Source organism: Ruminococcus sp. OM04-4AA, assembly GCF_003462585.1.
Lineage (GTDB): Bacteria > Bacillota > Clostridia > Lachnospirales > Lachnospiraceae > Mediterraneibacter > Mediterraneibacter faecis.
On the sequence record NZ_QTZH01000003.1, the window covers coordinates 120695 to 133663 of the forward strand.

12 protein-coding genes and 1 pseudogene are annotated in these 12969 nt (G+C 39.0%); all 13 read right to left on the bottom strand.

Annotated elements, in window-relative coordinates:
• Positions 1-12: 12 nt before the first annotated feature.
• A pseudogene (gene mutS / locus DXB52_RS02280) lies at positions 13-2644 on the bottom strand (DNA mismatch repair protein MutS).
• Positions 2645-2903: 259 nt separating this feature from the next.
• The gene (locus DXB52_RS02285) at positions 2904-3551 is read right to left on the bottom strand and encodes an ABC transporter ATP-binding protein (RefSeq protein WP_054751219.1); all 648 of its coding nucleotides are present in this window, start codon (positions 3549-3551) and stop codon (positions 2904-2906) included.
• A gap of 22 nt (positions 3552-3573) precedes the next feature.
• Positions 3574-4395: a hypothetical protein gene (locus DXB52_RS02290; RefSeq protein WP_278416158.1), complete on the bottom strand. Its 822-nt coding sequence runs from the start codon at positions 4393-4395 to the stop codon at positions 3574-3576.
• Positions 4396-4484: 89 nt separating this feature from the next.
• On the bottom strand, positions 4485-5240 hold the full coding sequence (locus DXB52_RS02295) for a hypothetical protein (protein ID WP_055163175.1): 756 nt from the start codon (positions 5238-5240) through the stop codon (positions 4485-4487).
• A gap of 6 nt (positions 5241-5246) precedes the next feature.
• Complete coding sequence (locus tag DXB52_RS02300; RefSeq protein ID WP_117977235.1) at positions 5247-6362, bottom strand: DUF6034 family protein; 1116 nt, start codon at positions 6360-6362, stop codon at positions 5247-5249.
• The gene (locus tag DXB52_RS02305) at positions 6362-6850 is read right to left on the bottom strand and encodes a DUF6034 family protein (RefSeq protein ID WP_117977236.1); all 489 of its coding nucleotides are present in this window, start codon (positions 6848-6850) and stop codon (positions 6362-6364) included. Before DXB52_RS02305 ends, DXB52_RS02300 begins: the two co-directional genes overlap by 1 nt.
• Before the next feature lie 154 nt (positions 6851-7004).
• Complete coding sequence (locus DXB52_RS02310) at positions 7005-8345, bottom strand: sensor histidine kinase (RefSeq protein WP_117541251.1); 1341 nt, start codon at positions 8343-8345, stop codon at positions 7005-7007.
• A 2-nt stretch (positions 8346-8347) separates the two neighbouring features.
• Complete coding sequence (locus tag DXB52_RS02315; RefSeq protein ID WP_055163172.1) at positions 8348-9064, bottom strand: LytR/AlgR family response regulator transcription factor; 717 nt, start codon at positions 9062-9064, stop codon at positions 8348-8350.
• Positions 9065-9205: 141 nt separating this feature from the next.
• Positions 9206-10249, bottom strand: coding sequence for a hypothetical protein (locus DXB52_RS16090; RefSeq protein ID WP_181966529.1), 1044 nt, complete (start codon positions 10247-10249; stop codon positions 9206-9208).
• A 193-nt stretch (positions 10250-10442) separates the two neighbouring features.
• Positions 10443-10979 carry a uridine kinase gene (gene udk / locus DXB52_RS02325; RefSeq protein WP_081019539.1) on the bottom strand — a complete coding sequence of 179 codons (537 nt, stop codon included), beginning with the start codon at positions 10977-10979 and terminating at the stop codon, positions 10443-10445.
• Between the two features lie 46 nt (positions 10980-11025).
• Positions 11026-12474, bottom strand: a complete 1449-nt coding sequence (miaB, locus tag DXB52_RS02330; RefSeq protein WP_181966530.1) for a tRNA (N6-isopentenyl adenosine(37)-C2)-methylthiotransferase MiaB — start codon at positions 12472-12474, stop codon at positions 11026-11028.
• A gap of 11 nt (positions 12475-12485) precedes the next feature.
• Positions 12486-12668, bottom strand: coding sequence for a DUF4250 domain-containing protein (locus DXB52_RS02335; RefSeq protein WP_055163169.1), 183 nt, complete (start codon positions 12666-12668; stop codon positions 12486-12488).
• A 4-nt stretch (positions 12669-12672) separates the two neighbouring features.
• On the bottom strand, positions 12673-12906 hold the full coding sequence (locus tag DXB52_RS02340) for a DUF896 domain-containing protein (protein WP_015529262.1): 234 nt from the start codon (positions 12904-12906) through the stop codon (positions 12673-12675).
• Positions 12907-12969 lie beyond the last annotated feature (63 nt).

Consider the following 12969-nt stretch of genomic DNA (forward strand, 5'->3'; position numbering starts at 1 on the left):
CCGCCTTTCCTTTTACCAACGGTTCTTCAGCTTATTCTGTAACCGGTAGATTGTATTTAAAGCATCGATCGGTGTCAGATTTCCGACATCGATATTTTTCAATTCATCAAGTACGTCATCATCTTTTACAGTGTCAAACAGAGACATCTGTGCCATATCACTTCGTCATACTTCTTTGCCTTACTTTTTTTCTTTGCAGTATGTTCCTTGGCCGCGATCTCACTGACGCGGTTTGTGATATCCTCATCGCTGAGTTCTTCTACAATTTCTTTCGCACGGGAAATGACAAGATCCGGTACTCCGGCAAGCTTTGCAACCTGGATACCATAACTCTTGTCAGCACCGCCTTTTACGATCTTTCTTAAGAATACGATGTCATCTCCCTTTTCTTTTACAGCAATACAATAGTTGTTGACATTATCAATCTTTCCTTCGAGTTCTGTCAGTTCATGATAATGTGTAGCAAATAAAGTTTTTGCTCCCAACAGTTTGCTGTCGCTGATGTATTCTACAACAGCCCAGGCAATTGACAGACCGTCAAATGTACTTGTTCCGCGTCCGATTTCATCAAGAATGAGAAGACTTTTTGAGGTTGCATTTCTTAAAATATTGGCAACTTCGGTCATCTCAACCATGAATGTACTCTGTCCGGAAGCAAGGTCATCGGATGCTCCGACTCTGGTGAAAATACGGTCGGAAAGACAGATGTTCGCGCTTTCTGCCGGGACAAAAGATCCGATCTGAGCCATCAGTGCGATCAATGCAGTCTGACGCATGTAAGTTGATTTACCTGCCATATTCGGACCTGTGATGATTGAAATTCTATGTTTCTTATCATCCAGATAAGTATCATTGGCAATAAACATATCATTTGGAATCATTCGCTCAACGACCGGATGACGGCCTTCTTTAATATCAAGGATTCCTTTTTCATTAATTTTCGGACGGACATAGTTGTTGCGCTCTGCAACAAGTGCAAGAGAACTGAAAGCATCCAGTGCGGCAACTGCTTTGGCAGTTTGCTGGATTCTCTCCACCTGTCCGGCAATCGTTTCACGAACTTCGCTGTAAAGCTCATATTCCAGTGCATACAGTTTATCTTCCGCACCAAGGATCATATCTTCAAGTTCTTTAAGCTCCGGTGTGATATAACGCTCAGCATTCGCAAGGGTCTGTTTTCTTGTATAATAATCCGGTACAAGATCCTTGTAAGAATTCGTCACTTCCAGATAATAGCCGAAGACTTTGTTGTATTTTATTTTCAGGTTTTTAATGCCTGTTTTTTCTCGTTCATCATTCTCAAGTTTTGCAAGCCAGTCTTTTCCGTCCGATTTCGCCCGGCGAAGCTTATCAACTTCTTCGTTATAACCGTCGCGGATAATATTTCCCTCTTTCATGGCAAGCGGCGGATCCTCACGAATGGCTTTCGTGACGAGCTCGCAGAGATCCTCTAATGCATCTAGATCTTCATAAATCTCTTTTAAAAGCGGTGCCTGCAGATCCTGTAAAATATAGCGAATCGGTGGCAGCATCTCCAGAGAACCTTTGAATGCGGTGAGGTCTCGCGGATTCGCAGAACCGTAAGTGATCTTCGTGATCAGACGCTCCAGATCGTAGACCGGAGATAAATATTCCCGGATCTCTTCACGGGCAATGGCCTGATTTTTCAGTTCTTCTACTGCATCCAGTCTGCGGTTGATCTCGGATTTATCGATCAAAGGCTGTTCTACATTTTTGCGAAGCTACGTGCGCCCATCGCAGTACGTGTTTTGTCAAGAACCCAGAGAAGGGAACCACGCTTCTGCTTTTCACGTAAAGTTTCGCACAGCTCCAGATTTCGACGTGTAGAACTGTCGATCAGCATATATTTTCCTGTGATATATGGTGTAATATGTGTCAGGTTGGAAAGTGAATTTTTCTGTGTCTCAAATAAATAGATCAGAAGTGCTCCGGCACTGATGATTCCACAGTCATAATCAGCAAGTCCAAGCCCTGCAAAATTCTTTACTTTGAAATGCTCAAGCAGCTTATCTTTGCAAACAGCATCATCAAAATACCAGGAATCGAGAGAATAAATCGTGATCCCAAGCTTGTCTCTCATCGCATCCAGATCCATACCGCTCATATAGAACGCTTCGTTGCAGATGATCTCAGACGGACTGAATTTATAAATCTCATCCATCAGGCGACTGCTGTCCGGAAGCTCTGTGACAAAATAATCTCCGGTAGAAATATCTGCGATTGCAACTCCATAGCGGTCTGCAATATAGACGATACACATGATGTAATTATTCTTCGTTTCATCTAATGCCTGTGTATCCAGATTCGTTCCGGGTGTAACAATTCTTACAACCTCACGTTTTACGATCCCCTTCGCAGTCTTTGGGTCTTCTACCTGTTCACAGATTGCGACTTTGTATCCCTTCGCAACAAGACGGTTCAAGTAACCTTCTACGGCATGGTATGGGATTCCGCACATCGGGGCACGTTCATCCAGACCACAGCTTTTCCCGGTCAGTGTGATCTCAAGCTCTCGGGATGCAGTCAAGGCATCGTCAAAGAACATTTCGTAGAAATCGCCGAGGCGGTAGAATAAGATACAATCCTTGTACTGCTCTTTCGTCTCGCAATAAATTTTCATCATCGGTGTCAGCTTATCTATGTCAATATTTTCCATCAATTTCTCCTTAGTTTTCAAAGGTTTTCTAAAAACTCTTTAGAATGTAAGTTCGCAAATCATTCTAACAAATTTTAACATGAATTTCAAGCTGATGTTGAGAACGTAGAAATGTATCATTTTGTCGGAGTACCTATATCGCAATGTGCGAAGAGAGCGAACTGAAGAATATTCGTTTAATATTCTTGGGTTCGCTCTCTTCTTTTAATTTGAAAAAATTATTATTTCATTTTTCATAAACAACTTCTAACTGTCCGGCATCCATCTCGCACACTGTATCACACAACCATTCCATTTCCATCACATTGTGTGCAGCTAACAGGATAGTTGTTCCTTTTTCTTTCAATTCAACAAAGAGTTCGCAGACATCCTGTGCGCCTCTTTTATCCAATCCATTGAATGGTTCGTCTAAAATTAATAATTTTGGTCGCTCCATGATCGCCTGTGCAATTCCAAGGCGTTCTCTCATCCCAAGTGAATATTGACCTACTTTCTTTTTAGAAAACGGATCAAGACCAACTCTTGCGATTGCATCCCGGATCTCAGTATCTCCTATTTTTCGATTAAGTTGTGCAAGGCGTTTTAAGTTTTCATATCCACTGATATATGGAAGAAATCCCGGACTCTCGATAATCATTCCGGTATTTTCCGGAAAATCAATATCTTTTCCAATTCTTTTTCCATAGACATATACGCTCCCTCTGTCAGGTTGAAGAAAACCGCAGATGCATTTGAACATTACAGTTTTACCGGAGCCATTAAATCCCATGATTCCGTGGATTTTTCCTGCCTCAAAGGTATGACTGATTCCTTTTAATACTTTTTCTTTGCCAAAAGATTTTGTTAGATTTTTAACTTTCACAGCAGCTTTCATAATTTTCCCCTTTCTTATTCCGTCAGGATTCATCAACCTGAGAAAATGTAAAATTATATCGTTTGATACATTTTCTCGAGATGAAAAGCAAAATACATATCACTGCAAGGAATAACAGGATGCTTATTTTTATTTGTGGCAAATAATCATATCCGAAATTATGCATTGGAAATGTTGCGTGATTTAAGGGTGATAACCATCCGCAAAGAATATTTGCCCGATAGGAAAGCCCTCCACCCAGATGAAAAACTTTTTGAAAAATATCCGGAGTCAGAAGAATTCCATAAAGATTTATCAAGAGTGCGCCAACAACGCCTCCGGCTCTTCCCTTCTGTAGATTTAATACAAGCATGACGGAAGTAATAAATAACGAATAGAAAAGCATAAGAAATACAACACAGATTGCACATTTATATGGTGTTGTCATTTCCATTGTCTTTATTGATACAGGAACCGTAAGATGATTATTACTTCCATATCCAATGCTTGCAGCAGTCTGGCTCCATACATTTCCAACGTAAGCCCAAGGACTTGCAATTAGAAGTTCTGTCAGGCAGAGGAAGACTGTATAAAGGCAAGTAGACAGGATCACATATAGGATCTGACTTGCCATCCATACGCTTCGCTTTGTCCGGATCAGCCAATAGGGCGTCATCTGATTTACAAAAGGCATATCTGCAAATAATAACAGCAGTAAAAGGGATGAAAGCATCACAGACTGCGCATCACCGAAGGTCCAGATCAGTGGCTCGAACATTTGCACCGGTGTCTGGAATGTCTGTGCCTGCTCTAAAATCTGATTTGTCAACATCAGACAAAGTACAAATCCTAATGCAAAAGTCATCCAGATTCTCGGATTTTTGTCCCAGTCAGAGAAATTTCTTTTTGTTAGAAGAAAGATTTGATGAATGTCCGTTTTAAATTGCGTTTTTTTCATGCCACCACTCTCCTTACCACGCATTTACGCAAAGCCAGTGCCAGAAGACTGCTGATCAGAAGCAGAGCCAAAAGACAGAATCCGTTTCCATAATATGCCGGGCTTGCCCACTGCTTTGGACTTAGGAAAAAATAATTGCGGTAATATCGTTCTTGAAACACTGTTAGTACATAATATAAAATAAATGGAACAGCACAGCTCAGATACTTATTTTTAGTCAAAACTGCTGTCAGTGAACCGCATAAAGACCACAATGCTCCATTTAGAAAAAGTCGGATAAATCCAATTCCTGTGATACTTATTACCTCTGATATATTTTGCAAAGTATTCAGAGTCGGGATATTTCTACAGATAACTATAAAAACAACCAATGCAATTCCTGCCGCTGAAACGGAAATGGCACCACCTGTGAATGCGACTCCAAAACTTTTCATCCAAATATAATTTCTTTTTCCTATTCTGTTAATAAGAAACCATGCATAGCGGCTGTGTAATTCTTCCTGTATATCTGCGGCTGTTGCCAGAGGAACCAACAGTGGAAAGAAAAGCAAGGCTTTTTCTGAAGTGATTGCATAGGTGAAGATGCATAACCAGGCTTTCCCTTCTGTTGATCCACCGAAAGCGATCAGATGATTTCGATAAGGAAGTGCAACAATCAAAAGAACCGCACACAACGCCAGTACAGAGATATAAAATCTTCGGTTTCCAAAGTCATATTTCAATTCTGTTCTGAAAAGATGTCTTCGTTTCATATTCTATCATCTCCAATAAGAACCTATTCTTCCACCGTCTGTTGCATTTAATACAATGTAGTCGGTCTGATATCCTTCTATTTTTCTTCCGGCTGTTCCAAGTTCGGCAGTTGCATCTTGACTCTCGCTTATAGTGAAAAACCATGCCGGAACCAGCCAGGCATTTTGTGGATTCTTATATGCCGGTATATAAGTATATCCCAGTTCGACAGTTGCAACATCATAACCAAATATCGTCTTGCTCTCTGCAGGCTGACTGGAAGGGTAAAGATATTTCACCTGATCGATCAGGCGGTTTTCTATTTCATCAAATGCAAGGAGTTTTACATTTTCTGTAACTATCTTTTCTTCCTGACTCATACCCTTCCATTTGAAGGAACGGATTCCATCTTCTGTCACTACAATATAAATCTGCTCTACCGGCATGGAAGGTGCATATGCAAATCCACTATCATCTGAATATCCTCCGGTTTTATCCTGATTTATTTTTAATCCGGAAACAGAAGGAACGTAAGTAAGACGATAACCTGTTTTTCCAAGATTTGGATCAGCATTCCATAATGCTTCCTGTTGTTCTAATATAGTGGCTTCCGGATAATCAGACTGTGCATACCAGAGGATTTTGTCTGATGACAACAACTGCATATTTTCGAGGTTCAGATCTTTCAGAATTTTTTCAGCTTCATCTTCTGCTGTCTCTTCTAAGAGAGTGGTTTCTTTCATCTGGTCTTTCAGTGTTTGTAGTTTCTCCATAAAAGATTCTTTTACGCTTCCTGCAGGAACTCCATATTCGTCTGTGCGATTCTCTATTGCCAGATAGTTTTCAATAGTTGCCAGTTCGATCCCATTTCCTTCTGACCAGGAGAAGATACTATAATTTCCTGCTTCCGGATCGTAAGTTTCTGCATTGATCGTACCCTTTGCATCTGCACCAACCGTTGCCTGAAAATGAATCTCCATTCCATCCTGCTTTGTGGTATCCGGAAGAATATCATATCCGTAAGCTTCCAGTGATTTTCTTTTTGCTTCATACGCCGGATCTGTCTTTTTTGATGTGTATTCAATCTGTCCAATTTCCTGCAATGGTGTCTGCTCTGGCGCAAGAGGAAGAACTTCTTCCACTAACTTTTCAAGCCTGTTAAATCATACTCCACACTGTTGTCAGCATAGAATCCTTCCCTGTTCTTAATCCTATCTAAGAGGTTCTGATAGTATTCTCTGGTAAGTTCCTGCGTCTGATACAAAATCTCTCCGCCTGCAAAATAGGAAATAAGTCCGTTTAATTGTTCAAGCTCCAGTTTTTTCTGACTGACTTCAATCACCGGAAGATTTCCTGTCGTAACAGATTCTAATTTCTGATCTGCGTGAAAAACTCCGCGGTCATTACTCCATGTTACTGTTGTGTCCCAGTGTTCCGGCAGATCCAGTGTCTGTGTCTCTCCATCTTTCAATGGTTCTGCAATTACATCCTCGCTTAATCCTCCGGCCTTACTGACAACTGCACTCTGGTCAGGTGTCTTCTGACATCCCGTAAGTAACAGACCACAAGTAAGACTGACTGTCAGAATCGATGGTAAAATGATTTTAGTTCTCTTTTTCTTAATTGTCATGGCATCATTCCTCCATTTCCATTCCTGTTTGTGTGATACGAATTTCGTATCCTGAAAATTTGGAACAGGTTTTTTTCTTATATTCAGTTTAATCTTGTGGTGAAAGTACTGCAAGCGGATGGCCTTCAAGTACTGGATTACTGGACATGAGTATTTATAAATCAAAAAATGTTATTGAAACAACAAACATTCCATCTTCCATTTCATAGGCCAGATCTCCATCATATCGTGTAACAATCCGTTCCACACTTTTCAAGCCATATCCATGAAGAGATTTATCCTGCTTCGAAGTCAGAAAAGTATGTCCTGATTTGGCAGGAAGCTTATCGGTTCCATTCTTAATTTCAAGAAACAACATTTGCATATGCTGCTCAATCTTTATACTGATTTTCTTACGTTCTTTATCAGTCACTTTCTCACAGGCTTCCAGGGCATTGTCTAGCAGATTCCCAAATAGTGAACAGATCTCTCTTTCTTCCATCGTCAGACTGGATAGTGGTGTTACATCCAATTGGAAATCAATCCCTTTTTGTACTGCCAGGATTCGCTTTTGCCCAAGAATCAGATCCACTACATGATTTCCTGTATAAATCTGTGGATTGATTTTTACGAAATTTCTTCTGATTTCATCTACATAATTTTCCAGCTTTTCATATTCCTGATTTTTTACATATTCACTGATCACAAGATAATGATTCTTTGTATCATGAACAAGTTCTTTGTTCTGCTCGATGGAAGCTCTTATTTCCTCATATTTCTGTTTCTCCATCTCTTCTTTCATCAGAAGAAATGTATTTTGTCCCGTTATGTTTCTGTTTTTCCATATAAGAAATGTCATGACGCTGACAAGCACGATCATAGTAAGAAAACTGATGAGACTTCCTTTTAAGACATCCTGAATCACCGGAATTCCGGCTGCAGAGTACAGAAGCCCGTATTTTAAAAGTTTTTGATACTCCAGAACGAGTGCTGACAACAGTACGCCACATAAAACAAATACCCATTGAAAGGCTTCTATGTCTTTTTTCTTCTTCCAGCTTCTTATTTTGAAAATGATAAAAAAGAAAATAATTAATAACAGGCTTCGTATCACACAAGATACTTCATTTTCATGGTAACGGAAAAATAGAATCTGAGGGTTTTCTGCCTGATTCCCGTAAATAAATGCGAGAAGGTAGTAAATGATATATAAAAATAATGTCATTGCTGCTTCATACATAGATGCGATCCCTGTAAGAAGAATCAATTTCTTTCGATAGGCAAGGAAACTTCCTAAAACCAAAATAAAAATCGTCAACAGGTATCCATAAGCACTAAACACAGATCTTTTGACCCATACAGAAATAATTGTTGAAGTGACGATTAAAACAAAATAGAGAATCCATTTATCTTTCGTTTTCAGAGTCTTTCTGTCTATAACTGTTCCGAATAACAGATAATAGAAAAGGAAGGTTTCAAGAAAATTCAGTCCAATCCATATTCCAAGTGTATCCATCGTTACGAATTCCTCCAGTAGAGATTGATTTCTCGCTTTACTTCTGCAAGTCTTGCCTTACTTACCGGTACTTCATATCCTTTTTCGAGATAGATAGTGTCACCGCTTACTCTGCAAATCTGCTTTATATTAACAGCGTATCCACGTTCCACCAGAAGAAATTGTCTACTATTTAACATTTTCAGTGCATTTTCCAAAGAAGTTCGCTCTCTCACAACGCCTTGGGTAGTAACATAATTTACATACTTAGTACCTTTGGATTTATACAGATAAAGAATATCCTTATAAAGCAATTTCACCTGTTCTGTACCGTCTTTTATAATACAGAATTCTTTCTTTTGTTTTTGCAGCTTTTCAATAAGCTGTTCAGCAACTCCGGGAAGACGAAATTCTAGATCCTGTTTCAAAATATACTGATATGCTTCGATCCGATAACTTTCTGCCGCATATTCTTCATAAGATGTGATGAAGACAATGTACATGTCAGGGCAAATCCTTCGGACCAATTTCCCCAGTTCCACTCCATCCAGCTGTTGCATCTGAATGTCTGTAAATAAAATATCCGCTGTTTCGCCCTTCTGAATTTCCTCAAAGAAACTTTCGCCCGATGCATATAGTTTAATCTCTACTTCGTGTTGTTCCTGTATATTTTCCTTTAGAGTTCGGAGAATTTGTTCTCTTGTCTGTTCTTCATCGTCAACGATTGCAATTTTTATCATAAGTTGAATTCACCTCGCCTCACATAATCAGTATCAGTATAACATACTTCGAACACGCATTCATATTATGGCCATAAAATATATTGGTTTGGGACATAAAAAAACGAAAGGCTCCTGCAGGAGCCTTTCAGACTACGGACTTCACAAGTTTCCGTTTTCATCTAGAAGATATATAGCAAAGACATTTCCAAGTTGCAGAGGATAACTTTCCTTGATGATGCCATCAAATACAATACGAATATGGTCACCGGCATTCAAATCAGGGAGCTCACCACTTTCTACTATATTCGTTGTTACAGAGAATTCTTCATCAACAGGAATACCACTATCAAAGGATTCTGAACATTTTACCTTAATTGATTTTTTCTTTACTTCAAGAACAGTTGCATCAAAATATACTTGTTCTTTTTCCTGACTTGAATTCAAATCTGCTACAGCTCCATCATAGACCATTAATTTTATCGTTTCATTTTCAGGAACATCAGCGTATACACCTACAGTACATGCCTTGTTTTGGGATATCTGATACAAGGAACTAACACCGCCCGCTGGAATTTCTGCTGTTCTTTCTTCTTCATCCGGTATTTGTAGATGAACAATAATATTGAAATTATTGCTGTTTTGAAAGGTGAGTATTCCAGTTTGGGAGGATACTTTTTTATCAGAATATGTAACTACATAGTTATTTGTCTCAGAGGTTTCTGCGCAAGTAACAGAACAATCCCATTTGTCTTGCTGAGAGGTATCTTGTTTACTATTGAAAGTGATAAACTCATCCCACAATTCCTCAAAATTAACAAACTCATAATACTTTTCATCAACACCGAAATAATGTCCCGGACAGAGTGTAACTACGTCTTTTCCTTGGAAATAAAGCTTATAGTAAGTAACTGCTCCACTTGATAATGCTTGATTTTTATCAACTTCATCACCAAGCTCAACTTGATTCAGCAAATGGACGAACTCCTTCTTTTCCTGATCTGACAGTGTATAGGAAAAATTTCCATCTTTCCCACCTGTTGTGCCAGAAAGTTCGATTTTATCAATTTCAGACACATCTATAGTTCCAAATTCAATAGCAGAATGGGTGGTATTCTTTTGACAGCCGGACAATAGAGTTAACGTAATCAGTATGAATGATAGGATCATTTTTGAAACTGTTTTTTTACATTTTGTTTTAAACATTTTTCTGCCCTCCTGCTAGTGTACTGCCTCATTGTTCGCTATTTTATCAAGTTTGGCAAAGTATTTTTACCATTTTTCTTTGAATCAATTATAACATGAACAAGTTTGCTTTTCACTTGTTATATGATAAATAAACGAAAAAATACATGTGTATGATTTTTAGTTTCATACTCATGCATTTTTTCTTACTTAATTATTGATTCATTTCATCCAACAGTTGTTCAATCTTTGATACAAACAGATCAAATGCGACATCATTCTTTCCACTGTTGATCACGATGTCTGCCTTGGAACGTGTTGGTTCTACATACAGATAATGCATTGGTTTTACAGTTGTCAGGTATTGTTTAATGATACCGTTAAGATCTCTTCCGCGCTCTTCCACATCTCGGGATATTCTGCGGAGAATTCGTTCATCTGCGTCAGCCTCTACGTAGATTTTGATATCCAGAAGATCACGAATCCGTTCATCGGCTAAAAGAAGAATTCCTTCTACGAGAATTACAGGTTTTGGTTCGATTCGAATCACTTCATCAGAACGATTATGAAGACTATAGTCATATACCGGACAATCAATTGCTCTTCCGGCTTTTAATTCTTTTAAATGTTCTACCAGAAGATCTGTTTCCAGAGAATCCGGATGATCATAATTCATAAGAACTCTTTCTTCGAATGGAACTCCTTCTTGTTTACATTTCTTCCGGCAGGAATATACGGTGAGATCGAATATCCTTTGATATCGATAAAAACTGCCCCAATTACAACAATCCCCATATTTAGTTACTCTCTATCCTTCCCATATAGTAAAATCCTTTACATTCGTCAAGGTGAACGTCAACCAGCTGACCGATCAGGCTTTCATCCCCCGGGAAATGAACGAGCAGATTATTGCTCATGCGACCTGTCATCAGATGCTTATCATGTTCGTTGACACACTCTACGAGAACTGTCTGCACGGTTCCTTCATGAATTGCACACTGTTCTGCGGAAATTGTCTGAACCTCATGTAAAAGACGATTGAAACGATCCTTTACAACGTCTTCCGGAACCTGATCTTCCATTACTGCAGCAGGTGTTCCGGTACGTTTTGAATAAATAAAAGTAAACGCGCTGTCGTAACGGACTTTTCTTACAACATCAAGGGTCTCCTGGAAGTCCTCTTCTGTCTCACCCGGGAAACCGACAATAATATCTGTAGTAAGTGATATATCCGGAACTGCTTTGCGGATCTTTTCAGCAAGTGCAAGATACTGTTCTTTGTTATAATGACGGTTCATAAGTTTCAGGATCCGACTGCTTCCGGACTGAACCGGAAGATGCAGATGTTTACAGATTTTTTTTGATTTACTCATCACTTCAATCAATTCATCTGACAGATCCTTCGGATGTGAAGTCATGAAACGGATTCTTTCAAGTCCTTCAATTTTTTCAATCTCCTGAAGAAGCTGTGCAAATGTCATCGGTTCTTCAAGGTTCTTTCCATAAGAATTGACATTCTGTCCAAGCAGCATGACTTCTACAACACCATCTGCAACAAGACGTTCGATCTCACGGATGATTGCCTTCGGTTCACGGCTTCTTTCACGTCCACGTACATAAGGTACAATACAGTAACTACAGAAGTTGTTACATCCGAACATGATATTTACACCAGACTTGAAAGGATATTTTCTTTCAACCGGAAGATCTTCTACAATCTTGTCTGTATCTTTCCAGATATCAATGACTGTTCTGTCAGACTGTATTGCAGATGTTAAAAGTTCTGCAAATTTGTAAATGTTGTGTGTGCCGAAAATAAGGTCAACAAAGCGGTAGCTCTTTTTTAATTTCTCAACAACTTCCGGTTCCTGCATCATGCATCCGCAAAGTGCGATCATCTTATGTGGATTCTTTTTCTTAATGGAACCAAGTTGTCCAAGACGTCCATAAACACGAAGGTTTGCGTTTTCACGAACAGTACAGGTATTGTAGATTACAAAATCCGCTTTCTCTTCATCCGTTTCTTCTGCATACCCAACCTTCTCTAAAATACCAAGCAGTTTTTCAGAGTCCCTCGAATTCATCTGACAACCAAATGTCGTCACACACGCAGTTAATGGACGCCCCAGTTTCTCAGACATTTCAGCAACGTATTCTTTTGCTTTTTCCATAAAATAATACTGACGGGCAGGTTCTTCCAACGGTGCATTTTCCACCAGTTTTACATTTTCAATTATTTCTTTCATTCTCATTTCCTTTATACAAACTGATTGCAGGATGCATCATAAGCATAGTCAATCAGATCTAATTTATCTATAAGTTCTTTTTTATTCACTTCCATCTCTTTACATAACTGATCCAGTGATGGATAAAAATCTCTGAGCTTTGTATTTATGACGCTCAGAAGGATAACAGGATCCTGTGGTAAATTCTGTAACATGATCCTAGTTTCCTTTCTTGTTCATATATTTTTCGCCATACTTCTCACCAAGATTAACAATACTTCCATCTTTTTGTTCCATGTCAATATTGTTCAGCTGGCTTCTTAAGTTCACTCGGATAAGTTCCATATATTCTTTACGAAGAATCTTCTGTTCTTTCGCTTCTTCCGGAGTGAGTCCTTCCGCTTTTGATTTTTTATATAATTCATTGATACGATCAATCTTCTTTTGTTCCATTGTCTATATCTCTCCTTTTTCTTGTTCCGTTTAATGTTGCGATATTCTTTACTGTTCACTCCC